General features: G+C 39.5%; 26 protein-coding genes and 1 pseudogene. 2 read left to right on the forward strand and 25 right to left on the reverse strand.

The window, feature by feature from the left end; translation table 11 throughout:
• Positions 1-271 precede the first annotated feature (271 nt).
• Genes H9648_RS06450 through H9648_RS06465 form a run of 4 tightly spaced genes read right to left on the reverse strand, consistent with a single transcriptional unit; the run spans position 272 to position 3,927 of the window.
• A complete protein-coding gene (locus tag H9648_RS06450; RefSeq protein ID WP_191753062.1) occupies positions 272-1,555 on the reverse strand; it encodes a TRAP transporter large permease in 1,284 nt (427 codons plus the stop codon).
• Positions 1,552-2,103 (reverse strand): TRAP transporter small permease, encoded by a 552-nt coding sequence (locus H9648_RS06455; protein WP_225218758.1) that lies wholly within the window; start codon positions 2,101-2,103, stop codon positions 1,552-1,554. Before H9648_RS06455 ends, H9648_RS06450 begins: the two co-directional genes overlap by 4 nt.
• 23 nt (positions 2,104-2,126) lie before the next feature.
• Positions 2,127-3,143 (reverse strand): TRAP transporter substrate-binding protein, encoded by a 1,017-nt coding sequence (locus tag H9648_RS06460; protein ID WP_191753063.1) that lies wholly within the window; start codon positions 3,141-3,143, stop codon positions 2,127-2,129.
• Positions 3,144-3,177: 34 nt separating this feature from the next.
• Positions 3,178-3,927 carry an IclR family transcriptional regulator gene (locus H9648_RS06465; RefSeq protein ID WP_191753064.1) on the reverse strand — a complete coding sequence of 250 codons (750 nt, stop codon included), beginning with the start codon at positions 3,925-3,927 and terminating at the stop codon, positions 3,178-3,180.
• 398 nt (positions 3,928-4,325) lie between these two features.
• Between H9648_RS06465 and H9648_RS06470 the strand changes: the two genes are divergently transcribed.
• Positions 4,326-5,477 (forward strand): histidine kinase N-terminal domain-containing protein, encoded by a 1,152-nt coding sequence (locus H9648_RS06470; RefSeq protein WP_318243492.1) that lies wholly within the window; start codon positions 4,326-4,328, stop codon positions 5,475-5,477.
• A gap of 43 nt (positions 5,478-5,520) precedes the next feature.
• On the opposite strand, the gene H9648_RS06475 is transcribed toward H9648_RS06470, so the two are convergent.
• From H9648_RS06475 to H9648_RS06505, 8 genes and pseudogenes are all read right to left on the reverse strand, one after another.
• Positions 5,521-6,660, reverse strand: coding sequence for a zinc-dependent alcohol dehydrogenase (locus tag H9648_RS06475; RefSeq protein ID WP_191753065.1), 1,140 nt, complete (start codon positions 6,658-6,660; stop codon positions 5,521-5,523).
• Positions 6,661-6,867: 207 nt separating this feature from the next.
• Complete coding sequence (locus H9648_RS20845; protein ID WP_263600138.1) at positions 6,868-6,996, reverse strand: hypothetical protein; 129 nt, start codon at positions 6,994-6,996, stop codon at positions 6,868-6,870.
• Positions 6,997-7,235: 239 nt separating this feature from the next.
• The gene (locus H9648_RS06480; RefSeq protein WP_191753066.1) at positions 7,236-8,102 is read right to left on the reverse strand and encodes a dimethylarginine dimethylaminohydrolase family protein; all 867 of its coding nucleotides are present in this window, start codon (positions 8,100-8,102) and stop codon (positions 7,236-7,238) included.
• A 226-nt stretch (positions 8,103-8,328) separates the two neighbouring features.
• Positions 8,329-8,946, reverse strand: coding sequence for a nicotinate (nicotinamide) nucleotide adenylyltransferase (gene nadD / locus H9648_RS06485; protein ID WP_191753067.1), 618 nt, complete (start codon positions 8,944-8,946; stop codon positions 8,329-8,331).
• Positions 8,939-10,427, reverse strand: a pseudogene (locus H9648_RS06490) (nicotinate phosphoribosyltransferase). Before H9648_RS06490 ends, nadD begins: the two are co-directional and overlap by 8 nt.
• Before the next feature lie 24 nt (positions 10,428-10,451).
• Entirely contained in the window at positions 10,452-11,000 is a 549-nt protein-coding gene (locus H9648_RS06495; RefSeq protein ID WP_191753068.1) for a cysteine hydrolase family protein, read from the reverse strand.
• Positions 11,001-11,071: 71 nt separating this feature from the next.
• Complete coding sequence (locus H9648_RS06500) at positions 11,072-11,848, reverse strand: NUDIX hydrolase (RefSeq protein WP_191753069.1); 777 nt, start codon at positions 11,846-11,848, stop codon at positions 11,072-11,074.
• Between the two features lie 244 nt (positions 11,849-12,092).
• Complete coding sequence (locus H9648_RS06505) at positions 12,093-12,935, reverse strand: DUF4037 domain-containing protein (RefSeq protein WP_191753070.1); 843 nt, start codon at positions 12,933-12,935, stop codon at positions 12,093-12,095.
• A 190-nt stretch (positions 12,936-13,125) separates the two neighbouring features.
• Here H9648_RS06505 and H9648_RS06510 point away from each other — a divergent pair, with 190 nt between their 5' ends.
• The gene (locus tag H9648_RS06510; protein WP_191753071.1) at positions 13,126-13,674 is read left to right on the forward strand and encodes a GNAT family N-acetyltransferase; all 549 of its coding nucleotides are present in this window, start codon (positions 13,126-13,128) and stop codon (positions 13,672-13,674) included.
• 17 nt (positions 13,675-13,691) lie between these two features.
• Here the strand turns inward: H9648_RS06510 and H9648_RS06515 are convergent, their stop codons facing one another.
• The 13 genes from H9648_RS06515 to H9648_RS06575 all read right to left on the reverse strand — a co-directional run bounded on the left by H9648_RS06515 (position 13,692) and on the right by H9648_RS06575 (position 26,786).
• Positions 13,692-14,378: a YqcI/YcgG family protein gene (locus H9648_RS06515; RefSeq protein WP_191753249.1), complete on the reverse strand. Its 687-nt coding sequence runs from the start codon at positions 14,376-14,378 to the stop codon at positions 13,692-13,694.
• Positions 14,379-14,459: 81 nt separating this feature from the next.
• On the reverse strand, positions 14,460-15,473 hold the full coding sequence (locus tag H9648_RS06520) for a phosphotransferase (RefSeq protein WP_191753072.1): 1,014 nt from the start codon (positions 15,471-15,473) through the stop codon (positions 14,460-14,462).
• 22 nt (positions 15,474-15,495) lie between these two features.
• Positions 15,496-15,801 (reverse strand): DUF2087 domain-containing protein, encoded by a 306-nt coding sequence (locus H9648_RS06525; RefSeq protein WP_191753073.1) that lies wholly within the window; start codon positions 15,799-15,801, stop codon positions 15,496-15,498.
• The gene (locus tag H9648_RS06530; protein WP_191753074.1) at positions 15,791-16,594 is read right to left on the reverse strand and encodes a GNAT family N-acetyltransferase; all 804 of its coding nucleotides are present in this window, start codon (positions 16,592-16,594) and stop codon (positions 15,791-15,793) included. The genes H9648_RS06525 and H9648_RS06530 overlap by 11 nt, the downstream gene beginning before the upstream one ends.
• A 17-nt stretch (positions 16,595-16,611) precedes the next feature.
• Positions 16,612-17,010: a DUF2500 domain-containing protein gene (locus H9648_RS06535; RefSeq protein WP_191753075.1), complete on the reverse strand. Its 399-nt coding sequence runs from the start codon at positions 17,008-17,010 to the stop codon at positions 16,612-16,614.
• A gap of 70 nt (positions 17,011-17,080) precedes the next feature.
• Positions 17,081-17,269, reverse strand: a complete 189-nt coding sequence (locus H9648_RS06540; RefSeq protein WP_191753076.1) for a hypothetical protein — start codon at positions 17,267-17,269, stop codon at positions 17,081-17,083.
• 21 nt (positions 17,270-17,290) lie between these two features.
• Positions 17,291-19,096, reverse strand: coding sequence for an IucA/IucC family protein (locus H9648_RS06545; protein WP_191753077.1), 1,806 nt, complete (start codon positions 19,094-19,096; stop codon positions 17,291-17,293).
• Positions 19,080-20,285 carry an MFS transporter gene (locus H9648_RS06550; protein WP_191753078.1) on the reverse strand — a complete coding sequence of 402 codons (1,206 nt, stop codon included), beginning with the start codon at positions 20,283-20,285 and terminating at the stop codon, positions 19,080-19,082. The genes H9648_RS06545 and H9648_RS06550 overlap by 17 nt, the downstream gene beginning before the upstream one ends.
• Positions 20,261-21,610 (reverse strand): lysine N(6)-hydroxylase/L-ornithine N(5)-oxygenase family protein, encoded by a 1,350-nt coding sequence (locus H9648_RS06555; protein WP_191753079.1) that lies wholly within the window; start codon positions 21,608-21,610, stop codon positions 20,261-20,263. Before H9648_RS06555 ends, H9648_RS06550 begins: the two co-directional genes overlap by 25 nt.
• Positions 21,573-22,169: a GNAT family N-acetyltransferase gene (locus tag H9648_RS06560; RefSeq protein ID WP_191753080.1), complete on the reverse strand. Its 597-nt coding sequence runs from the start codon at positions 22,167-22,169 to the stop codon at positions 21,573-21,575. The genes H9648_RS06555 and H9648_RS06560 overlap by 38 nt, the downstream gene beginning before the upstream one ends.
• Entirely contained in the window at positions 22,153-23,940 is a 1,788-nt protein-coding gene (locus H9648_RS06565; RefSeq protein WP_191753081.1) for an IucA/IucC family protein, read from the reverse strand. The genes H9648_RS06560 and H9648_RS06565 overlap by 17 nt, the downstream gene beginning before the upstream one ends.
• Positions 23,937-25,430: a pyridoxal phosphate-dependent decarboxylase family protein gene (locus H9648_RS06570; RefSeq protein ID WP_191753082.1), complete on the reverse strand. Its 1,494-nt coding sequence runs from the start codon at positions 25,428-25,430 to the stop codon at positions 23,937-23,939. The genes H9648_RS06565 and H9648_RS06570 overlap by 4 nt, the downstream gene beginning before the upstream one ends.
• A gap of 9 nt (positions 25,431-25,439) precedes the next feature.
• Positions 25,440-26,786 (reverse strand): aspartate aminotransferase family protein, encoded by a 1,347-nt coding sequence (locus H9648_RS06575; RefSeq protein ID WP_191753083.1) that lies wholly within the window; start codon positions 26,784-26,786, stop codon positions 25,440-25,442.
• Positions 26,787-26,969: the final 183 nt, after the last annotated feature.

Consider the following 26,969-nt stretch of genomic DNA (forward strand, 5'->3'; position numbering starts at 1 on the left):
AACTATATAAGTAAGCGCTTACAACTCTCAATGCTGTAATTTCACATTATGAAATTACCAGAAAATTTTATTCATGGCTGAAGTAGAGGTGGTGAAATTATAGATCAAATGTCAGTACTAATCTTGTCGTATTTTGTCCGGACATGTAGACTCGCGGATAAAACATCAAAACTCGTGAATTGAGGGGTAAAATCTCTGGATGGAATGGGAAAACTCGTGGATTCATAACTTTGGAATTAAAATAGAGCCCTCATATAAGGCTCTATTTCTTTTAAAGACCGATCATCCTTGGAATCCAAAGAACGGCGTCTTCTAAGTATGTGATTAAGAACAGAATTGCAATGGCCGCGACTAAAAAAGGCGCAGATGATTTTACTAACTTTTCAAAACGCACTTCAGCAATGGATGATACGATAAATAGCCCAGTTCCAACAGGTGGCGTTAAAAGACCAATCGTTAAGTTGATGCAAATGATTACACCAAAGTGAATCGGATCGATCTCAAACGAAGTCACTAGCGGCATAAAAACGGGAACTAAGATGATTAAAGCGGCAATCCCATCCAGCAGCATTCCGACAAACAACAGCATGACATTGACCAAGAGAAGAAAAACAAACGGGTTCTCAGAAATAGATAACATGCTGTCTGCAAAAACTTGCGGAAGCTGTTCAAAAGCAATTAACCAGCCAAAAATATTAGCCATTGCAATTAAGAATGTAACCGTAGCTGTGCTGACTACAGTGTTGATCAAGATTTGAGGAATCGACGTCCATCTAAGTTCCCGATAAAAGAAAACACCTACTAAGAATGCGATCACGCAAGCTACCGCCGCAGATTCAGTTGCCGTAAATGCACCAGATAAGATACCAAAAATAATAACGAACGGTACTAAAAGCGCTGGCAGAACTTTAACCGTGCTTTCCCACATTTCTTTTCCAGTTGCTCTTTTACTTTTAGGAAATTTATATTTATATCCCATATATGCGATCACACTGATAAATCCTGCTCCGTAGATCACCCCTGGAACAATCCCTGCCATAAACAGTCCGCCGATGGATGTTCCAGACAGCGTCCCGTAAATGATAAAGATCATACTTGGTGGAATAATGGGTGCAATGATAGATGAAGCTAGTGTCAAGGATGAAGAAAACTCTCTGGAATACCCTTCTCTCTCCATCTCAGGAACCATGATTTTACTCATCATGGCAGCTTGTGCGTTTGCAGAACCTAATATAGAGGCCAAGAACATGTTAGCAACGACCGTTACATAAGCAAGTCCGCCACGTACATGACCAACAAAAACTTTTGCAAATTTCACAAGACGAGTTGTAATTCCTCCTCCGTTCATCAGTTCTCCGGCAAGCATGAACAACGGAATTGCAAGCAAACCAAAATTATCAAGACCCGAATATAGTCTCATTGGTGTTGAATCTAATAAAGCCGTGTTCCCATTCAGGAAAAAATAAACGACGGTAATCATGCCTAATACGAGTGAAATCGGAATACCCATCAATAAAAACAGGATAAATATCCCTATGATAAGAGCAGTTATCATAGCTCTGCCCCCTTTGTTTTAATAACGTGAACAAATTGAGCCAGTACATGGACGCATGCAAACGTTAAACCCATCGGAACAGCACTGTAAGGAATCCACATCGGAAGCAAAATAGCGGTGGATTTTTGAAAAGCGACCCCGTCTGACAATATCCATCTGTACGTGTACGACAAAATCAAAACTAAAAAGATCATAATGAATATCTGACTGAACACCGCTATCCACATTTTTACTCTTTGCGGGCAATAATCAAGTAATAGCGTCACAGCAGCCTGAGAATTGTACTTAAGCCCTAGACTGCCTCCAATAAAACTAATCCAAATCAATAGAAATACAGCAACTTCACCTGACCAAGATAATGGTGCATTCAAAAAGTAGCGAAATGCCACTGAGACGGCGACGATCACTGCTAAAGCAAACATGAGAATCGCAGCAAGAAATTTTTCCACCTTACAAATTCCGTTACTAAGACTCTGTATCATGCCGCTTCCTCCATTAATAGGAGGCTTGATACTTGGATTGATATCTCTGTCGTAATTAATCTTCATTTAAACCACACCAATCTCTCAATCTACTTTCTTACTGAATCAATAAATTCTTGAATAAGAGGGTCAGTCGGTCCGTATTTTTTATCAAATTCTTCTATATAAGGCTTGAATAGTTCTGGGTCAATATCATAGATTTTCATTCCATTGTCTGCTAATTCTTTCTTAAACTCTTCTTCTTGACCAGAACGGGTTTCAACCGCATAATCTGCTGCAGCTTCTAAAGATTCACGCACAATCTTCTGGTCTTCTTCTGACATACCTTCGAACGTTTTTTTGTTAACCATGGCTACTGCCGGCCATACCATATGATTTGTAACCGCTCCATACTTTGCAACTTCATAGTACTTGTTTGTAATCGCTGCATCCAAATCCATGTCCATTCCATCGATTACACCTGTCTGAACAGCTGAGTATACCTCAGGAAGAGGCAGTCCTTCTGTTGATGCACCAGTGGATTTGTAGAAATCCTGCATTGGCGGACTTGGTGTTACACGAAGTTTTAACCCTTTCATATCTTCAGGTTTTTGAACATCCTTGTCTTTAAACAACATGACGCGCTGACCAGCAAAAAGATAATCCAATCCTGTGATTCCTTGCTCATCTAGTGTTGCGAGGATCTTTTTTGCAGGTTCTGACTGTCTCTCCTTATGTGCTGCCTCTAGATCTTCAAACGCATAAGGTGCAAACCACGCAGCGAAAGATGGTGAACGGGAACTTGTATAGGCTGCTGTAATAAAACCAAAATCAACAGAACCCGATTCAATTTGCTGCATCATGTCCGCTTCACTTCCAAGCTGAGAGGATGGATAGATCTCAAGCTCAATCCTTCCATCTGAACGTTTAGATAGCTCTTCTTTAAATTTCTCTGCAGCTTTATGCCACATGTGTGATGGCGGTGTGATATGCGCTAGTTTGAACGTGTATGCCTTTCCATCAGAAGACGCATCCCCTGAACTTGCGGAATCCTTCGCTCCGCTGCTGCAGGATGTTAAAAGAAATAATGCCAACAAAACAGTCATTATAATTCTTAACTTTTTCATCCCTATCAACTCCCTATTATTTATGTAAGCGCTATCATAAAACGCTAATAAAACCGAGTTCTTTTGAGATTGACTCCGCTGTTTTTACGACATGATGTATCATTGAAGGCGTATCTTGCCCGAGCATATAGGATACTGGTCCAACCATATTAAGGGCAGCAATGATTTGTCCTGTATAAGACTTAATAGGAGCAGCAATTCCATACAAGCCCATTTCGTTTTCATTATTGCTGATGGCATAACCATTTGTTCGAATAACATCAAGCTCATACTTTAATTTTTCAACACATGTAATGGTATTAGGAGCGCGGCGAAGCAATCCCCTTGATATGGTCGGCTTAATCATGGAGGGGTTAAAAGCTAGCAACACTTTTCCTGTGCTTGTACAATATGCAGGTTTTGTATCGCCTATAAAAGTGGGGACTGCTACTGAATTTGAAGAAGCTACTCTGAGAACGAAGCGCACTTCACCACGATCTAGCATTCCGATATGTACGGTTGTGTTAAACCTTCTGACAAGACCTTCGCACAATGGCAGTGCTTCCGTGTTGATGTCTTGCTGATACATGACGTGATTGCTCCATTCTAGCAATTTCCATCCTAATCTATATTTTTTTTGACTGTCTTGAATCAGAATGCCTTCTGAGCAAAGTGTACGAATTAAGTGATGAACCGTGCTCGCATTCATGTTAAGTTTTTCAGCAATCTGCAAGTTTCCTAGTGCTGGTTCATCTTTTGTGAAGCAGTTTAATATCCTTGAAATTTTTTGAACAGATGAGATCACCAATTCTCCCCCTCAAACGGATACGATTTAGTTGAAGTCAGCTTAGCTACCACCCCTTTCAATATGCGTTCATCGTATTGAAAAAGGCAGACTTGTACAATCTCAAAATTTCACAATATGAAATTACATAAAATATATTTAGAATAGTCAGAAATTTTTTAAAGGATAGTATTCATTCATAAAGAAGAAGTAAAGACTGGAGGTTTATGATAGTTTTCGTGGTCTCGTGTCGATTTACCTACCTATTTTCATAATTTAATGAAAAAAATGTAAACTGCATATGGCATTTCGTCTATATTTCCATTACTATATGTAGTATAAATACTTTTATATAACAAACGTTGGCTGATTCATATTTTATTCTTTCCATGATTTTAATGTTGAAAGAGGTGCGAGCGGTGGACATAACAGAAAGTCTAATCACATATATGGATGATAACTTGCCTACTTACTTACATGATTGGCACCAGAGAATCGTGATTTCAAATCATGATATACATAAAGAAAAAGTAACAGAGAATGCCTTACATATGGTTGAGCTAGTTAAACAATCCTTACGACGTAAACTATCTCCTAAAGAAATTATGCACCTCGCCCATGGAGTCGCTGTTCAGCGGTTAGAAGCTAAGATCAATATAGGTGAATTTGTATACAATGTGAACCTAGGACGAAGTGAGATCGTCCGTTTCGTGACTGGCTCTGGTATATCCATTGAACAGTTGCAGCCTGTGATTGAAACGATCAATTCTCTTTTTGATGAGTTTTTATATCATGCCGTTAAGAAGTATACGGAGCTGAAGGATATTGAGATTGAGGAAAAAACAGTATTCATCGATCAAAGTCACAAAGAACGGTTAACCATTTTAGGACAGATGTCATCTAGTTTTGTGCATGAGTTCAGAAATCCTCTGACCGCAGTAATGGGTTTCGTGAAACTCATTCAGCAAGAGAACCCAAGCATGAAATACATTGATATCATCAGTCACGAATTAACACAATTGAACTTTCGTATCTCTCAATTTCTTCATGCCTCAAGAAAAGGGGTTCAAGAACGGGAAGCGGAGGATTTTGCTTTAGAAGATTTATTCACAGATATTCTAGATTTCATGTATCCAAGTTTAGTGGATGCAGACGTTACGGTCATTCCGCGTATCGATCCTACGATTACTTTGCGGGCACACAAGGACGAGTTGAAACAAGTACTGCTAAATCTCATCATGAACTCGATCGATGCACTGCGTCAAATGAGACAGAATCGTCGAATCATGATTTTTAGCAAGATTGAAGATAATGATAACGTACATATTACTATTTCTAATAACGGCCCAGCTATTCCACCCGAAACAATCAGTACGATCTTCGAGCCATTCTTTACAACAAAAGAATTAGGCACGGGTATAGGCCTTTTCGTGTGCAAGAAAATTATTGAAAAGCATAACGGGTCCATAAGCTGTTCATCAGATGATAGTATCACGACCTTCACCATCGTACTTCCCCTTCAGAGTACTGCTGTAACGACTGAGGAAGAAAATTCACAAATAGAAATATAGAAAGGAACTTGGAAATCCAAGTTCCTTATTTAAATTCTTGCAACTAAGGCTTAAGAACAACCTTTATACATTCATCTTCGTGATCGTTAAACGTCTTATATGCCTCACCCGCATTTTCTAATGGTACTCTGTGTGTAATAATTTCGGTGGGATCAAACTCATTGTTCATGATCTTATCAAAGAGCATTGGCATGTAATGAATCACGGGTGCTTGTCCCATCTTCAATGTAACATTTCTCTCAAATATATTTCCAAGTGGGAACATGTTGTACATGGATCCATATACACCTGTAAGCTGAATGGTTCCAAACTTACGAACCGCGTTTAGTCCTATCTCAAACGCACTCAACGTGCCACCTTGTAGTTTCAGTTTCTGTTCCACTTTTTCAATGACTGATTCCTTGCCATCCATTCCTACACAATCAATGACAACATCCGCACCTCCACCTGTAATTTCTTTTATGTGTGCACCCATGTTATCAAAATCATCAAAGTTATACACTTCTGATTTATTTTTCATCGCTGCATGATTTAAACGATACGGAATATTATCAATGGCTATTACACGTTTAGCACCTTTCATCCAAGCAAATTTTTGAGCCATTAATCCTACTGGACCACATCCCAGAACAGCTACGGTATCTCCTTCCTTCATACCGGAGTTCTCAACGCTCCAATAGGCGGTCGGCAATACATCCGACATAAATAAAAGAGATTCATCCTCAAGTTCGCAATGTTCAGGGATAACAAAAGGCATAAAGTTACCATAGGGCACTCTGAGTAGTTCAGCTTGGCCACCTGGATAATTTCCATATCTTTCGGTAAAACCAAAATACGCTCCTGTATCAACTGCTTGATTTCCGTTTGAGTGATCACATTGACTCTCCATCTCGTGATTACAATAAAAACAATGTCCGCAAGAGATATTAAAAGGAAGCACTACACGATCACCCTTTTTTACTCTCGTTACATCCTGTCCGACATCTTCAACGATTCCCATCGGTTCATGTCCGATCACGTAATCTTTTGCCGCAGGTAATGCTCCTTGGTAGATATGCAGATCTGAACCACAAATAGCTGTTGATGTAATACGGACGATAATATCATCTTTCTTTTGGATGATAGGATCCTCAACATTTTTAACCTGAATATCTTTCGCACCTTGAAAAGTCACTGCTCTCATCACATAGCCTCCTAGGTCAAAGAATAGTACTCTTTACCCTGCAGGATTAAAAATATGTCTAAAATATACAGTTTATAGCTTTGTACCTACAAAGAATCATAAACAATTTCCTTGAGAAAGGCTCTTGTATAAAAGATTGTTGCTTTAGAATATAGTGCATGATGAAAGCATGCAGCTTGCACTTCAATCATTATTCAAAAAAGTGTGTTAAGCAGTTATTATATGTTTTACGGTACGTGTTTTTATAATTATTACGCGTTCACCGGTAAATATGGTGTGATCACCTGAGAAGTGCTCAGGACCACCTGAGATGCCTGGCCATTCGCCTTTGATCATGCGCTTTTCACCTGATAGAGCGTAACTTTCGCCGATAAGCCACTAAGCACATACTCTTATAACTCAAATGGACAAAAATAGTCTAATCGTTCAATCACATCAACAGGTAAGAAAACAAATGTGGTAAAAAGCACCCTTATTTGTGTCCGCTAGCTAGAGTATTATTAGCTAAATCCATCGAGCGTTTAGAAAACAACAAAAAAGCCTTTGCCCTCTGGCAAAGACTACTTGTGAACGGTTTAATGCATCTCTTCTCGATATAACGGCATCGAACAGCAGCGGAACGAACCACCTGATTTTATGATTTCAGAGATATCGACTTCTAGAACGTCGTATCCTCTCTCTCTCAGTGCTGCATTAACATTCTTGTTTACAGGAAGGCTCAAAACCTTTTTGTTTCCAATTGATAAAACGTTCGTACCCATCGTGAATTGTTCTTCTTTCTCTACTTCAATTACATTAAATTTTGAGGCTAAAAACTGATAGTCTTTCTCCGCAAATGCATGTTTATAGATTAAAGCATCTTTTTCAGACAAAATGTTAAAAACACAATCTAGATGCAGATAAATGGGATCAAATGGCACAGCCACGACATTCATATGAGGCAGCTGCGATTGAAGTTCTTGAATGGTTTCCTCAGACGTTCTGCCACTCACCCCGATATAAACGGTATCACCATGCACGATTACATCTCCGCCTTCAATACGGTCCCCCTCGATCAAAGAAAGATTAATCTGATGTTCTAATAACCAGTTTCGTAATACTTTCTCTTCTCCATCGCGAATATTGCTTCCCATCCGTGATACGAATACCGTTTCACCGATTGTAAACCCAATATCACGCGTGAAAACTTGTTCAGGGAACTTCTCCATCGCAGGAAGTTTATAAACGTCTACACCGTTTGCTTTCATCGTATCCACGAAGTGCTGATGCTGTTTCATCGCTCGTTTCATGTTGATGTTGTCTTTTGCAAAATGGCGCTGTGTTTCGTTGATTATTTCATCGATCTTCATATATCTCGGTTCACACACAATCACTTTCTTTAATGTGCCATATTCACTATCACAGTTCACGTGTTTGTATTCTCCTTTTATTACGGTAGCCATCTATAATCCTCCATACGCTCATAAGGTATTTATAAGGCTCTTCCCTAAATCAATAGTCCCGTAAACGTTTTTTGCATCTTTCACTAGTTTATTTATATTTTTTCCAAAAATAGCTGAAAGTTAACTTCTTTTTAAAATATTTAATAAAATGCAAAAAACAGCTGACTCTAAGGTACTTCGCAGAGTACCTTCTTAAAATCAGCTGTTGTTAGGATTGCACCACTCGTCATGAAGAGTACAGTTCATGTTTTTTTATATATTCATAACATGCATCAGGCAACAGATACCTTGGTTCTCCACCCTTAGAAAATTCATCGCGTATATAGGTGCTGCTGATTTCCATAGACAGCCCTTTATCGATTAGATGAAATTTTGTGCCATCATCATGATTTCTTAGTATGGGTGAACGCGAGATCGTTTTGACCATATTGATCTCGTCTCTTGCCATCACAATAAATTTATTGCTCGCAATTAACTCTTCATCATACTTCCACTTACCATTTGCAATATCAACCAACAGATCTGCTCCCATAATAAAGTACACTTCATCATCAGGATATTTTTGTTTAAAATGTTCCATCGTGTAATACGTGTATACTTCCCAAGCTTCTTGAAGCATCTCGTGATCATCGGCAATAAATGTTTGATTATTTGAGATTGCAAGCTGAAGCATCTCCCAACGATGGGTATCAGACGTCTTCATCGTTTTATCTTTTCGTTTACTTGAGCATGGAAGAAAGATCACTTTGTCTAGTTTACAGCGATGTGCAACGGTACTAGCGGTCCATAGATGTACATTCGTTATAGGGTCAAAAGATGATCCATAGATTCCAATCTTACCCATTGTGAGATTCTCCTTCTTCAATTAATGACAATACTTTAGTTTGCACGTCTTGAATATTCTTCATCTTGTTGTCCCAGCATGCTTGACTAAGATCAACTGGATACTCCTCGGGATGCATCGTACGTTTGTATTCGTCCCATAACACTTCGAGGTTTTCTTTTGCAAAGATCTGTATCTCTTTTAGAGTAGGAGTTTCATAGACAATATTACCTTCAACAAAAATATCTTGATGAAGTTCTTTAGCTTTAAAGTTCGTTACAAATTTACTAATAAACGTATGAACAGGATGAAACATTTTAAGTCTAGACTCTTCTTGAGGCGTTTCATTCTCCAGCGCAATGTAGTCGCCTTCAGATTTATTATTCTGTGTATTGATGATTCGATAAACTTTTTTCAAACCAGGAGTCGTTACTTTTTCTGGATTTCCACTGATTTTAATCGTGTCTACCATATTGCCTTGTTCGTCTTCAATAGAGACGAGTTTGTAGACTGCTCCTAAAGCTGGCTGGTCATAAGCAGTAATTAGTTTTTGTACCAATTCCCCATGAATCGATCTTCGCACCTTGCGCTTTTAGGTTTATTATCGTATTCTCATCTAGATCATTTGAAGCGATAATCTTTGTATCTGTAAAACCAGCCTCGTCAAGCATCTTTCTTGCCTCTTTTGATAGGTAAGCAAGATCTCCACTATCTAGACGAATCCCTTTAAAGTTGATCTTGTTTCCTAGTTCTTTAGCAACCTTAATTGCAGTAGGAACTCCTGATCGCAAAGTATCATACGTATCGACTAAGAACACACAATCTTTGTGACGTTGGGCATATTTATGAAATGCCGTATATTCATCGCGATACGTTTGGACGAGTGCATGAGCATGTGTACCTGCGACTGGTATACCGAACCGTTTTCCTGCTCTGACATTAGACGTCGCTTCAATACCACCGATAAACGCGGCCCTCGTCCCCCAAATTGCTGCATCCATCTCTTGTGCTCTGCGTGTTCCAAATTCCATCACTCGTTCTTCTCCAACTACTTGTTTAATGCGGGATGCTTTTGTGGCGATAAGTGTCTGATAGTTTACGATATTTAACATAGCTGTTTCAATAAGCTGAGCTTCTGCTAATGGTGCTTCTATTCGTATGATTGGTTCGTTTGCAAAGACCAATTCTCCCTCCACCATAGAGCGAACGGTCCCCGTAAATTTCACTTGCTGCAGATACTCCAAATAATCCTCTCTGTACCCTAGTTCCTCCCGAAGGTAATCGATATCGCTTGTTGTAAACTTAAAATTCTTCAGATAATCAATGATTCTTTCTAATCCTGCAAATACTGCATATCCGTTCCCGAAAGGAAGTTTACGAAAGAACACTTCAAAAACGGCCATCTTGTTATGGATATTGTCCTCCCAGTACGTTTCCGCCATATTAATCTGGTAAAGATCTGTGTGCAGCGTTAAACTATCATCAGCATATTTATTGTTCATTTTCATTACCTCCAAGAGAATGATTTAGATAACTTTTGCGTTCAAACAGCTCTTAAAATGCCCTAATGCCCACTCATGCCCTGCTTGGTTAAAGCTCGCTACTGCTTTTTCATGAACAACGATCTTAAGTCCGGCATTGTAAGCATCAACAGCTGTATGAAGACAGCAGATGTCTGTGCACACTCCTACGATGTGAACCTCTGTAATACCACGTTCACGAAGCTTCATTAATAGATCTGTACCTGCGAAGGCACTGTATCGGGTCTTATCCATCCAATAAACATTTGATTTCGTTTTATGTGTTTCATAGACTTTTTGAAGATTTCCATAAAGCTCTCGACCTGGTGTACCCTCAATGTTATGCGGAGGAAAAAGCTCGTTTTCTGGATGAAACTTATCATCGGTATGATGCTGATCTATGGCAAACACAACAAAATCACCGTTATTAATAAATTGTTCCGTAATAGAAGTAATCTCATTTTCAATATCCTGACCTGGTCTCCCACAAGTTAGTGCACCTTCATCTGCCACAAAATCAAATGTGTAGTCAATATTGATCAACGCTTTTTTCATAATAATTGCCTCCTAATTGTGTTTAGTTAACTATTAACAATTCGTTAATTATTATCATTAAAAAAATTCAATTAATAACGTGCTGTATAGATTGGCTTTATTACATCCATCTCTATGAATGTATAAAGTTTTGTTGCTCTCTTTGACGTTCTTGTTGTTGTTTTTCCTTGTACTTCTTGAATAAAAGGGAGAGATTTTATCTTTCTTGAAAATGATTGATCACTCAAAATCGCAGGATCATTCGTTACGGTTTTTAAAACAGCCTGAAGTTCAGAATACGTAAAGTTATCAGGTAAGAAATTCTTAGCTACAGTTGTTTGCAATAGATCGTTTGTGATCACTTGAATCGCATCTGCAATGATTTGCTTATGATCGAAGGCTAACTCCAGATCCATTACATCTTTTATAGAGAATAATTCAATATCAGCTGCATCATCTTGTGCTTTTCTTAGCGATAGATACGTATCAGGAACAATCGCATAATGAGCGTTCGAGATGATCCAACCTCTAGGATCGCGGCCTGGTTTGTCGTAAACACCAAATTGTTTGATATGGATTCCAGAGATATTCGTCTCTTCTTCTAACTCTCGTTTAGCTGCTTGAAAGCCAGTTTCATCGTCTTGAACAAAACCTCCTGGAATCGCCCACTTGTTTGCTTCAATGTTCATATTTCCTTCTGAATCAAGAGCCGCTCTTTTGATCAACATGATCTTAAGATCCATCGTAGGAGGTTTATATGCCTCATTTTTTTCTGCGATAATTGTAAAGACGCAAATATCGGAAGTGTAACCATCAGGCGTTCGATATTTTTTGATGTCGTATTGTTTCAATGCATGCTTATTAGACAATAATACCCCTCCTTTATAATTAACAAAATGTTTATTGTTAATTTATTTATATTCTATTTACCTCTTTTTGTCAACGGATAAACTTAATTTTTTTTCTTCATTTTATTGTTTCTCATCCACGTTGCTCACTTTTCACGGGACATGCGGTGAGCGTCCTAAAAAAATAAAAAACCACCCGAGAAGACGAATCCACCCGGATGGCTATTTCTATTGTGTATGCATATTGACTTTTTTATACTTGGAATCAACCTTTATTTTCCGGTCGAACAAAGCTCATCTTTTCTTTGTAAGCTGTTAAAAATGGAAGGTCTGGGTAATGTTTCTCCACAAGGTTAAAAACTTCTTGAATTAATTGCTCTAACTCTTTTATACTCTCATGAACATTTTGAATGAGAATACGTGATAGCCTCTCATCTAAATGATCTGGCTTTATTGTGAAAATCTCGCTGTATTTATGCATCCACTTAAATGACGGATGATGAATATACAGTTTATTTAAACCGAATAGTGTTCCGAGAAGCTTCTTCTGTACACCCACCAACAGATCATACAACATGATCCACTCGTTTCTATCCAATAGAGCATAACGGTTGTTCCACCTACTCCATAAAGCTAGATTTTCTTCGATCATGTTTTGTGCTAATTGATTTGGATACACTTCCACTTCTTTTTTTAGTTCACAAATCACCTGATCTCCGTACAAACTTACTCCATAAAACACGGATGAAGCCATGCACTGTTTGCCGTAATCCACTTCAAACTCTTTCACTACTTCTTTTATCCACGTATTTGCTGTAGTTGTTAAGAAACTGCTGATCTCAAGCTTTATATTTTGAGGCGTTAAATAGCTTTCTGCCCATTCTTCCTCTTCAAACGGATGAAATTCTATAATCGATCCATTTATCGCACTAATCGGTAACATTCGATCTTCATCAGTTGGAGGCTCTGACCAGAAAATATTCAGTTCAATATCTGAGTGCTCGTCTTCCCAACCTCTTGAAACAGAGCCTGCCAATAATACAGCCTGCACTTTTTTATTTTCTTTATAAATAGCTGCCATTTCCCTGGCCATATCTTTTAATTTCACTTTTAATTCTCCCGCTTTCATCTAACTGAACTAGTTCTTTAAAGTCTACTAACATATGTAAATTATTTGATAGTATTAGATTATCATATTTTAAGGAATTGTTTATTAGAAGTAATATGAATAATATAAGGAATTACCTGAAATAAATGGACAAACAATGCAAATGATTAAAGCGGAACGGTGTGATGAGATGTTAATAACAAGTAGAATTCTTTTTCGAGAGATGGTTACTGAAGACTGGAAAGCGATTCACCGATATGCCTCACAAGAGATTGTTTCTCAATACCAGCCTTGGGGACCGAATTATGAAGAAGATTCTATAGCCTATGTGAATGAAGTGATTAATGATGCAAACCGAAATCCTCGTGAACGGTATGCCTTTGCTATCGTTGAAAAGCAATCAAACCTGTTGATCGGAGCTGGAGAATTACAGATCACCTCTTTTTCAAATCGTGTTGGTGAGATCAGTTATGTGCTTCATCCGGATTATTGGGGAAAAGGAATTGCGACGGAAGCCGGGCAACTTTTGCTGAAGTTTGGTTTTGAAGATCTGCAGCTTCATCGCCTTTTTGCAACTTGTGACCCTAGAAATAAAGCTTCAGAAAAGGTTTTAAAAAAACTAGACATGACGTTAGAAGGCGTGATGCGTGAAATCATCCTGCTTAAAGACGGATGGCGTGACTCTTTGTTATTCAGTATGCTAGAGCACGAATGGACAGATAAAAAAGGACTCAAATAAGAGTCCTTTTTTACGTTTTATTTATGATGAAACGGACATTTACCCGCTATCGGTTCAACGTCGTCTCCAATAAAGTACTGTTTCCATTCACGGTGTTCCGGGTCCCCATAATGACTGATGTTCGGGTGCTTCGGAAGATTATCCCACTTCTCTACTCGCTCGCGAACTTTTTCCCGAGACATCGCTCCGCCTGGTGAAGTTCCCTCTAAGCCCTCAAAAATGCGACGAGGCTGGAATCCGAGAACTAAACTGTTACCAAGATCTCTTGTTTTTCTTTGTTTGTATGCAGGTGCGTTCCCGAATACAAAATAAGGCTCATTATCAAATGAAAAAGCGAATAAGTGGTGGTCCGGGTCTTTCGGTATATGCTCTGGCCAAGGCTGATTATCTGTTTCGTGCAATGACTGAAGTATCTTCCAAAAATAATCACGGTAATACGGAATGTCTTTTTCTTCTTTTTCCGGCTCAACAAATACAAATAATCCGTGACGAATCAATTTAGGTGCATCAAAAAGTTTGTTAAATTCTCGAATTGCCTCAGGCAGGTTCGACCAGTCATCATGCGTCACATACGCATAGCGCAATTCTCCCTTATTCTCAGCAGCCATTCCAAAATAACAAGGAAAAGTTTTGTTCGTCACTGTCTCATGGAAAGTCTTATACTCCTCGATCACCCACGCTGGCACTATTTCTGGATTCGTCATATCTTCTTTTTTCAGCAAACACAATTGTTTCGTCTCCACTTAACCACTCCTCTAATCTGTTAATGAGGAATTTCCCTTAAGCTAGTTTGTTAAAACATGATTATTACTTCTTCTTTTTTCCAGTTCTTTTTCTAGTCGCTGATGATGACGAGCCAGCCAAACCATTTCTTGTTGAAATCTTTTTGGAGGCTCTCCTTCATGAGGATTGATATCGATCCACCACGTACTTTCCATATACCAAACTAATCTTAAAGATATTACTAATCTTTCAACTGATAATTCATTTGTATTATTGTACCCTTTAAGAAATGCCTGGACAGCTTTACGATTTAGAATATTATTTTGCAGACACGTTGAGATGATCAGTCTCCCGATATCCAATTCTATATAGTCATAGTTCATTCGATCAAAATCGAGAATCGCCGATAAATGATCTTCGGAAAAGAGCAAGTTATCCACCCAAAGGTCGCGATGACACCAGCCAGGAGTGAGATCATTAAACTGCTCTAGATCCAACGCTAAGGTTGCAGTCTTTTGTAGCTCCATTAAAGAACGTACACGGTCTAATCCTTGTTCATCACACTTATGTATTTCACTTTGCCAATACTCCACACGTTCTTCTATAGAAGGAATTTTGAATATCGTTTCTGATTTCGCTGATAATGTTCCATCATTCAATAAAGTGTGAAGTCTTCCAACTTCATCACCAAGAGATTGCATCTGGTTACTCGAAAGATTACCCGGTGAGACTAAGCTTCCCTCCATGAAGCGCATTACAGTAAAACGTTCACCTTCTGTTGACTTCTGTAAAAGATCACCTTTATATGACAAAATTTCAGGACAAGCTATTCCTTGTGAGAACAATCTATTTTGTGTATGAAGAGCAGATTGGATCATTGAAAGATCGTACCTTTTCATTCGCTCTTTATTGTATTGTTTTATTAGGAAAACACCTTGATTCGTTTCGATCTTCCATTTTTGATTGAGCCACCCACGTTTAATCGGTGTTGAACCACCCACTTCAAAACCAAACCGGGTATCTACCTCTTCTTTTAAATGAGTCAATAGACTTTCATTCGGTATCTCTGTCTCCAATCACTTCACTTCTTTCTAACTGTTACTGAAGTTCTTGCCATTTTGTCCAAACCGCTTCATCTCTTTTTATATAATTTCCGGCATCTCGGTCCATGTATCCGTTCACTATAAATTCTCTGCAAATGGTACAAAAATCTTCATGATACGTCTTTATAAATTCATTGATCTCTCGTTCCGTATAGGACTGATTGTCGTTCAACTTTTGAACTAAATATTCTAACACGACTAATTTCTTCTTCTTTTGAGAAGGGATGTTCTTTAAGCGCCCGTCTCTGTTTAGAAATGCGTTCAATACACTTTTTTGGTAGCTTTCAAGGCTAGTTGTCATGATGATTTTTCCTTTCTTCACATGAATTGATCGTCCATTTTTCGATGTCTTTAAAGCCTAACCTTTTATAGATACGACCAGCTTCTGGGTTGTCATAAAATAATGTCAATGTCTTATTTTCTTGAAAAAGGTTATACATCAAGTGTTCTATACAGATGCTTGCCAATCCTTTTCCCTTTTTTGCGGGCAGGGTACAGACACCTGATACCATAGCGGCTACAGATGTCTCACAAACGGTAGATGCTGACGAAATCAACTTGTTATCTTCTTCAATCACGAATATCCTAGACCATCCATTATTCATCTGATCAATAAAAGATTCCGGATTATACTCCCTCTTAAATTCAGGAACTTCTTGATAAAAAGAGATGAGCTGAGGAATTTCTTCTTTGCTTAAACATCTGACTGAATCAGAATGGTTATGATTTGGTGTGGGGTCACATTTTGCATAATAATAACTTTCGCGTTTTGAATAACCGTCTGTAATCAGTGGTCCTATCTCTTTCGTTAAACGTTCTATTCCATTAACTTGTTTCTCATTTGTATTGGCATTGATTATGTCCGCAATTACCTGCACATTACAACCTGTTTCCCAATACGGTGTATATTTGTTCTTAAATTTACACAGCACAGCGTTCAACTCACCATCGGAATCGAACTGACCCCATAGGGTTTGAATATCTGCTTCGTACCCATATGCTTCTATTCCCCACAACGTAAACAGGTTCTCTGCTGGCTTTTTGCTCAGAAGTTTCATTATGTTTTCATGATCACTTTGATTTAATTTTCTCATATGTTTGTACCCTCAGCTTATAGAGATTGGGATTGCCTATTCCGTTCGAAACCTAAATAACGTGTGCCTTGAAAGGTGAGTGTTCCTCTATCACCTTCAACTAATGTGCCGTATTCTTGTGCCTTAACGTGAAACTCCATTCGGTCCCCGCTCTCTACTTCAAATGTGACATAGTACCATGTGGAAGCAGACGTATCATTAGAACCACCGCTTACTTCACTTCTTTTCGTAACCACTTCTGCCGCGACGGATAGCATAGGCTGCTTGTTATTGCTGTTCCACTGACTGATTCCTTTCACGATGACAATTACAAAAACACTAATAACGATTACAAAGACAGCACCGATAAAAATGGGAACGATATCAAACATCAGATCTCCGCTGCCGCCAAATCCTGGTTCTTCAAAACCCTCCATAACTTCATCCCTCCTGCCACCCACTTACCATAATATTACATACGAAAGCGAAAAAATAGAAGTTTCAGATTTAACGCCGTTCTTTTACGGTACGTGTTTTTATTTCTGTTACACGTTCACTGGTAAATCGTCTCTTTCCACCTGTATTCGCACCGTAACCACCTGTAACTGTGAACTCACCACCTGAACGATGCCTCTTTTCACGGATAAATCGCAATTCACCACCAAAAAGGACGCAAAAAAGGACTTCCTTGGTCAATAGGAAGTCCTCATTTTATAGTTATTGAACAGCCATCTCTTTATTTTGGCGAATTTCATAAAGTGCGTTTCGTACTTTTCCAAACTCAGAAGCATGTGGACGGTCATCTCCATCTCCATAACCGTAATCTACCATTCTATTTCGATTTAGACATAGCTTTGTAAGCTCTGGTTTAAAGAAATCAAACAGCTTGAACCGCTCTTCTAAATGTGAGAATCTCGCTTGATACGCTTCAATACTGTCTACCAAATGTGACCAGAACGCTTTTTCTTCTAATAAATCGTTACGCACCATTACATTTGACAAATAACGAAGATGACAGATAAAGAGTCCTGTAAAAATAAATTGCGTTAATCCTTCAGGTGGTTCACTGCGTAATACAGCGCGCAGTTCTTCTGTTACACCCTCTAGCTCTTTGAAAGGCTGATCCGAGATGTTCACGTCATCTACGTAATCTTTAACCGCTAGTCTTTCAGGCTGATAGTCTTTCAAAATTAAAATCGTGTTCTGACCATGCGGTGAAAAAACAGTTCCATATTGATAAAGAAAATGAAGCAGCGGTGGCATCACAACACCGAAGAACTTCTTCATCCACTCGTCAGCACTTAACCCAGACTTTTCAATCAGACTTTGTACATAAGGCTTTCCGTTTCCATCAACATGATGAAGTGCAGCAAGTGTGATGGGTTGTTCACCGTCTTTTAAATACGTGTAGATGCTTTCGCGCCAGATTGTTCCTAGCATCTCTAGGTATTGATATGGTGCTCCCTTCAGCTTGCTATAGTGAGGGTGATCTACATTAATACTCGCTATCTCTCCCGGAAGGACGACTTCACATTCGTCACGTAAGAAACTGTCACCTTCAAAAATTCCTTTGATGTGCTCTGTAACGCGTGGTGCGATGAGTGTGCGTTCTGACGGAAGTCCTCGATACACGAGTGTATTTAGAATACTCATCGGAAGCTTAACGTGAGACTTCAACGGGTTTGTCACATTAACAAACGTTCGAACAGATTGTTGAGGCAAGTAATGATCTGTTCCTTCTTCTAAAGGGACGATCATGCCTGTAGCTAGATCCTCAGGAAAATTTTGAATCAATACGTTATTCCACTGCCATTCATGTACCGGCATAAAATAATAATCTAGCGGTAATTTCCCCTTCTCTCGTAAAATCTCATTAAAGCGCTGAACAAGAACACCATCTAGTTCTCTCATTAAAAGTTTTTCATAGTGAAGTTCGTGTACTGATTGAAACTGAGCACGATCGCGATGAACGGCAATCCAGAACAGCTTTGTTTCGTTCTGATTCTCAGGAGCGTATTTGTTATAGTCATGAAAGCCAAAACCGATACGACCTTTGTTATACGTGATCCATGGATGACCTGACATCTCTCCCTCTAACTCGGCATAATCAAGATCTACCAATTCATCAGATGTTTTTTCATGATTGTTTAGTAGGTTTGCATCAGCAATAAGCGTATGATTCAGTTCTTTAATAAGGTGACCTGCTGTTTCTGAGGACATGCCGATCATGGGCTGAATATCCATCAAAAAGCGAATCGCATTGATTGCAGATTTCCATTCACCATTCTCAAGAACTTCGATTGATCCCGGATCTACATCGAAGCTTTCAAATAAACGTTTTTGAGCAGTAAAACGATATTTGCGTTCTTCATTCACTGTAAAAACATATCCCTCATCTTCTTGCTCTGGGAAAATCATCTCTTCATACATATATTCTGCAAGCATCTTCGCTAACAAATTTTTATTCACTTTTTCCCATGTATCTTTTTTTAACATGGACTCTGTTTCATTTATATAAAGCATCTTCTTCCTCCTTATGTATATGCAATTTTCCTTTGTTTCTTTCTCTCGAGTACGTTCCCCATAAGAAAATGAATAAGTGTAGAACGACGAACAAACTAGCATAAGTAAATACGTCTGAAATTGAACGGGTGTTAACGATGGAGGATGCCGCGACTGGAGCTAGCAGCAACCCTACATTTTGAATCGCAGAGATCTTGCTATAGTCTCCATGCATATTTCCACTCCACTTAAAGATAAATACGTCTATTCTCGCAAGACACCAAGCTGCCCCTATACCGAACATAAAGCGGAACAAGATGAGTCCTGCGATACTCGTTTCGATTCCTTGGAGAAACAAACCAACAATGATCATGCTTGCCCCACCCACATAGCCGTAAAATCCTAACCGTTCACTGTATTTTCGGATGAGCGGCAATGTGACGATCGCCATCAGACTCGGAATCAAATACAACGAACTGCTCATAATCGTATGCGTGCTGTACACATTTTCCGTGTATGTTGTAAAAAACGGCCGGATCATATTTACTGCAAGATGAAGTGTTAAAACGATGATTCCAAAAAACAAGAATTGAGTTACTAAGCTACGATGATTTATTTGTTCTAATTCTGGGTCTACTATTTTGTTTTTGCTTACTTTTCTTAAGAAATGTACGCTGAAGAATGCCATTAAACATTCAATGATTCCAACAATCCAAAAGATCAATAAAGGATGATCCATTTCTATAACCCATCCAGACAAAATCGTAGCTGTAACAATCGCACCTTGCAATACGGCATGATAGCTGGCTGCTGTTCCTGTTGTAGAATTTCGATTCTCAGAGATTAGAATGGTATACAACAGAAAATAGCTGCTCTTAAAAATCAATAGAAGTACACTTGCTGCTACAAACATTTCAAAGCTTGGTGAGCTCGCCATCAGAAAGCAAGAAATTCCTGTTCCCCATTGTCCAATGATTAATAATGTAGAGCTGTTATTTCTTTTGTGGGCGATCAATCCCCAGATGGGAGTAAAGACCACAACGACGAGTCTGCACGTCATAATGTAGAACCCTGTCAGGTCCGGATCATTTATGCCATACACCTTTTTAAAAAATTGAGGATAAAAAGGCGATATCAATACTTCTGTGCATACGAATAGAAAGACACAGCTCAATAAAAAAAGGTTTAACGAACGGTTGCTGGTTTCCATGAAGGTTCCGTTCCAAAATTCTGAAACACATTTTTTGTAGTAACAGGATACATTTCCTTCTCAAATAGCGTATTGATAATCACTGCGTTTCTATGTGCGCCAAGGCCAAGGTCTGGAGCACCTACACCGTGAGTATGAAGCTCACCATTTTGAATAAAGATATGGTTATTTTGAAGTCCCTTTGTCTCCAGTCGATAATCGCTAGTAATTTGATAGCGGTTTTTAGAATCCCACTGAATCCGCTCCTGCATCTTTATTAAGAAATGCGGGAATGATGGAGCATAGCCTGTCCCTAACACGATAACATCAGATTTCATTTCAAACACTTCCCCTGTAACGTTCTGACGAAGTGTAAGCAAGTGAGTATCTTCACACTTTTCAAGATGAACAAGTTCGGTCATCGCCTGCAGATGGATATCAGGTTTATGTTGTCCAACTGATTTTTCATAAAGTAGATTGTAGATATCAGCGATCGTGTCCATGCTGATCCCTTTGTAAAGAAGGTCTTGCTTTTTCAAAAGTTCATCCTTCTTCGAAGAAGGGAGATTATAAAAGAAATTCGTATAATCGGGTGAAAAATACTCAAGTCCAAGCTTCGAATATTCCATCGGGAAAAATCCTTTTGATCGCGTAAACCAGTTTAAAGAATAAGAGTCATTATCCTGATGCTGTGCTAGATCATAAAACACTTCTGCTGCACTCTGACCAGAACCGACGACTGTAACTGAATTTGCGTTAAGAATCTCTTCTTTTCGATCTAAGTATTGTGAAGAGTGGATGACCTTTGCACCAAGCTTCTTCTCCATATGAGAAGGTACAGATGGAATCGTACCGATGCCAACAGCAAGATGCTTTGTATAGTACGTCTCTGTTTCCCCGGTTTCTAAAGACTCTACAATCACTTCGTATACCGAACTCTCCGCATCTTCAACCGGTTGAATGTGCTCCACTCCCATACCAAAACGGCAAGAGTCTAGCTGACTCGCTACCCAACGGCAATAATGGTTGTATTCTTTCCTCGGGATATGAAAGTTCTCCAAGAAATAAAAGTGGTACAATCTATTATGTTTCTGCAGATAGTTTAAAAACGTGTATTTGCTTCTTACGTCTGCCATGCTTACTAGATCCGCAAAGAATGGTACTTGTAGTGTTGTGCCATCGATCAGCATGCCACTATGCCAGTTGAACTCTGTTTTCTTTTCAAAAAAGAGTGCTTTTTTACCTTCTGTTTCATCTAGCATCGCCGCTAGTCCAAGGTTGAATGGACCGATGCCGACACCGATGATGTCATATATTTCGTTTTGTTGTGATTGTTTGAAAGACATCTCTCCATCTCCTCTCGAACGTTTCTCTATGGCAATACATGAGCATACCGGTCTTATCAGGTAATTCGATCGGCTTCACTTTTTCAAAGCCGCACTTTTCAAATACATGTATCATCTTCTCATTCCGAATATCAGGTTCAGCGATTACTTTTTCAGTCCCTTTCGATAAAAACTGAAAATGCACGATGGCACGCAATAAAGGAAGTGCGTAACCCTTCCCAATAAAGGATTCTTCTCCGATCAAGAGATGAATCCCCTGGTCTTTCGGATGTGGATCATAACTCTTCTCTACCACATCTCCTTTTACCCAGTATGCTTCCCAATAGCTCATTGGAACTCCATCTATCAAGCCCATATACAGCGTTTGGTGCTGATCTGCCAAGAAAGTTCTCAAATGCTTTTTGTATGCTTCAAACGAAATATCCAGTTTCCAGTATGGAATCACATACGGTTGCTGCTGCCACTTATGGAGAAGTGATACATCCCGCTCCAAATCTACTTTTACATACGATAACTTCTTTTGGACCGTGTGATCATAGAAACTAAATTCTGGCTGCATCTGATTTCATCACCTTTTGTAATGGGTTTGGGATCTTCGTGTAGACAGACTGTGTTTCCAGAGAACCAACAAGCTCATCCATATCATGAAAACGAGTAAGCAAGTTCGCTTTACACGGAAGTTCTTCCGCATCTAGTAAGCTTCTGATCAAGCCTGACTTTCTGTCTGTTAACGTGTCATGATGCATCAAGCGATGACGCAGCATGTCCATTAGCTCTTCTTCATTGATTAGGTCTGCCGCTCCAAAACCGTTGATCAAACCGAATAAGTGGTTCATAAAAAAGTAATAGCGAAAACGTTCGATCGCAACCTCGTCACTGCAGATCGTTACACTCTTACGATTAAGGCTTGGAAGCTGTTCAACGAGCAGATCGGCTTTTGATTCGCTGTAATAGTAACCTTGATTATCACGGTAATAAAAACGCTTCGGATAGCCATTCTCCATTTGGACGATCGAGTTCTGCTGATGTGCCTCAAGTGCTACACCGTATCTTTCATACAGCCACAGCATCGGATCAAGAGCGATTGATAAATATTGCAAAAACCAATCTTTGCTGACTTCTTCTGTCGTTCTGTTCTCCCTTTGAGCGATGTTATGAATGATTGAAGCGATTCTAGAGTTTCCTCCAAAACCGTGGTCCTGACATAGGCCTGCTACTAAACTTGCATTTCTATCATTCTCGTAAAAAGGATTCTCTCTGATCACCACTTCAAAGCCTGAAGTCTCTTTATCCGTTGGAATATTTAAGAAAGCCGGATCTTTAATAATCTGAAACGAGGGGTAGATCTCCTGCATCTCTTGTCCGATTTTTGATTGCAGAAGTCGAGAAACTTCTACCCCTCTATGCAGTTCTTTTTCCAGGTTAACGCGCAGAGAGTTAGTAATTTTCACAGGTACAGAGAACTTGAACATATATTTAAAATTCGGGCTGTAAACAGAACGCATTGAAGATGTTGCCGAGAACCGCTCACCGAACGGACCGATGTAGCTCAACTTGCCGTCTTTGATTAAAGATTGAACAAATGAATCATTCAATAGAACTTGAACTTGTAAAGGATGAACCGGTATGAAAACTGACTCATCATCGTATTCCACCTGTTTGGCGAACTTCTCATCTCGTTGCAGAAGCTCTCTAGTAATCTCTTCCGCCGTCACTTCATCTGCCGTATCCTGATTGATGATCGACTTGTCCGCTTGAAAGAAATGGAGCTGAAATGTTCCCTTAAGTTCTGGGGAATAGAGAGATTCCTGCTCATCACTCATTCCTTGCTTGCTTTTTGGTGTAGGGTGGAGCAGATGTCCAAATAAAAGCGACTGCTCTGCTTCAATGAATGTAAACTCACTGCTCTCTAAACTCACGGAGTCACCTTCACGTGCTTCTAAGTAACGTTCAATGTTCTTTTTGCTGAGTATCGTCCGCAGCATCAATTCATCTTCTGCATCCTCACGATCTTGTTTTAGCAACAATTCTTTTGAAAGAATAGAGACAAGCGAAATATAATCGAGTGGTATCACGTTTTCATTGTTTTCATAAAGAATAGGAAAATGGTACAGATGCCTGCCTGTTAAAGACCAATGCTTTAGAGCAGCATAGATCGTAGAACGTTGCTTTTTTAGCTCGATCTTTATCCATCTGTTCGGTGTCACCCCACTCCAATTCAAATGATTTACCGCTTCGTAAACTTCTTCAAATGCTTGTGTTTCTCGAAGATAACAGTTAAAAAAACTCTGTATGCTTGCATTTTCTGCTTGTTGTTTGTGATTTGTCATTGGGTGATCCCCCTGTTTTCGTACTCTGCTGCAAATTGAGAAATGGTATGAAGGATATCTTCAATATCCACGATTGTTGTTCGTGGATTTAGTAACGTAAACTTTAAAAAGACGTCACCCTTCACTTTTGTTTTTGCGACTAGAGCTGTTCCTGTATGAAGAATTTTTTTGTAGATATACGTATTCACTTCATTTAATGAACCTGTTGCGGCGTCGGAATAACGGAAAACAATCGCATTGATCTCTGGATGGATATTACACACTTCAATCTGAGGATGCTTATTCATTACACCAGCTGCCTGTTTTGCAAGATGAAGCGTATAATCAATCATGTTTTCAAAGCTTTTTTCTCCAATGATGCGTAATGACATGAAGAGCTTCAACGCATCAAAACGCCTTGTCGTTTGAACCGATTTGCTCACTAGGTGAACAAGGCCATCTTCTTCATCGTTCTCAGGATTCAAATAGTCTGCATGATGTGCGATATAGTGAAAATTTGTTTCTTCTTTTACGAAGAAAGCACCACAGCTGATTGGTTGATAAAACTGCTTATGAAAATCGATCGTAATAGAATCTGCCTGCTCGATTCCTGCTAACTTATGAAAATGCTTTTTACTCAGAAGTAACGCACCACCGTAGGCTGCATCAACATGAAGCCATAATCCATTCTTTTGAGCGATCTCTGCAATCTCTGAAATCGGATCGATACTGCCAAAATCCGTTGTTCCCGCCGTTGCAACGATACACATCGGGATAAGTCCGCCATTCTTCAAGCGCTGAATCTCTTGGACTAATTTAGCTGGGTTCATCTTTTTATGCTCATCCGTTTCAACCGTTATGACTGCCTGTTCACCTAGCCCTAATTGAAAAGCTGACTTCTTCACGGTAAAGTGAGCATCCTCTGAACATAGAATACGGAGTTTATGCGACTCTGCTGGCAATCCTTGAGCTTTTACATTCCAACTCCATCGTTTATCACAAAAAAAATCGCGAGCGAGTAACAGCCCCATATAGTTCGATTGCGTACCACCACTCGTAAATGTCCCATCTGCTGAAGAAGGAAGGGCAAGCTTGTTACTTACCCATTTGATTAAGCGCTCTTCTAAATAAGTAGCTGTTGAGCTTTGATCCCACGAATCCATAGATTGATTGAGTGTACCGATGATCAATTCAGCTGCGATGGCTGAGATAAGAGGTGGACAATGAAGGTGGCCCATGCTCGTCGGATGAGAGACATGTATGCTGTTTCTCACAACCTTTTCCAAAACATCGTTTAAAACCTTTCCAGGTTCCTCTCCATCTTCTGAAGTGAGTGTTAGTTCGTTTATTTCTTTCTCGATCTGAGCAGGAAACACGCCGGTATAAGCATCAGAGTTATCCTTATAAAACCCACTTAACAGGGCTTCAGTTTCAAGGATGATCTGTTGAAAGTTCTGTATTCCTGCTTCACTATCATTAAGGAAAAAGCGATCAAAATCAGTTGTGTTCATCTAGCACCTCTATTTTAGTGCGGCTCTGACCGCATCTGTGAATATTGCGATTACTTCGTCCAGTTGTTTCTCTGTGATGATAAGTGGCGGCAAGAACCTTACAACACTTCCATGCCTTCCACCTACTTCTAAGATTAATCCCCTATTAAAGCATTCTCGTTGAATGCGGCTAGCGAGTTCAGGATTTGCAGCATAGGTTCCTTTTAATCCTGTTGGAATTCGCGGATTCACTATTTCTGCACCTACCATCAATCCTCGTCCTCGCACATCACCGATCTCAGGAATCTCATTTTGCAGGATAGAAAGTTCAAGCATTAGCTTCTCACCAAGTTCAGCAGCATGCTGTGATAAGTTGTTTTGTTTAATATGACGCAGCGTCGCTGTTCCTGCAGCCATCGCCATCTGATTTCCTCTGAACGTTCCAATATGTGCACCAGGTCCCCATTTATCCAGTTCACGATCATAGATCACAACAGATAATGGCAAGCTTCCTCCGATCGCTTTGGACAGAACGACTACATCCGGCACGATTCCAGCATGTTGAAATGCAAATAGTTCACCTGTACGTCCGATTCCTGTTTGTACTTCGTCAATGATTAAAGGAATGTTGCGCTCTTTCGTGATGCGGCGGATTTCGCGCAGCCACTCTACTGGTGCCGGGATAGATCCTCCTTCTCCTTGAACGACTTCCAAGATCATCGCAGCTGGAGGAAGGATCCCACTCTCTGGATCGTATAAAAGATTCTCGATATAATTAGCGCTGATTTTCCACGTGTCTTCTCCACCGATTCCGAACGGACAGCGGTATTCGTACGGATATGGCATAAAGTGTACATCTGGCATCAAGCCTTGTACGTTCTGTTTCGGTCCTAAGTTACCAGAGAGCGCCATCGTTCCATGTGTAGCTCCGTGATAGCCTCCTTGGAATGATAGGATGCTTCTTCTACCAGTTGCTGTTTTTACAAGTTTGATCGCTGCTTCGATTGCGTCTCCGCCAGTCGGTCCGCAAAATTGAATCTTAGCGCGTTTGGCGAACTCTTCTGGTAAACTATCAAACACTTCACTTACAAATTCCTCTTTTACTGGCGTTGTTAAATCCAGTGTATGTAAAGGGCGCTTGTCATGAAGCACTTTCTCAATTGCTTCTATGACAACCGGGTGATTATGGCCAAGCGCAAGTGTTCCTGCTCCTGCCAGACAATCGATGTATGTTTTCCCGTCTGCATCTTTTACATAGATTCCTTCTGCTTCTTCAATGGCAATGGGAATTCGGCGTGGATAAGACCTTGCATTTGATTCTCTTTTCTCTTGTTGTTTTAGGTATTTTTCGTTCATCTCTATTTGTAACATGCTCATGTTTTATTCCTCCTAGTGGGATCCGACACTTTATTGAAAATGATTCTCATTACTGATTACATGTATAACCTTAATTGATAATGATTATCATCGTCAATGATAAATTATCCCTAATTTCTTTCCAGTTATTTTTAGCGCTGTTAGTGTGGTGTAGGTCTTAAGACTCATTCTTATGCGTTGATT

It is taken from the genome of Fictibacillus norfolkensis (assembly GCF_014836645.1).
In the GTDB taxonomy this organism is placed as follows: Bacteria; Bacillota; Bacilli; order Bacillales; family Fictibacillaceae; genus Fictibacillus; species Fictibacillus norfolkensis.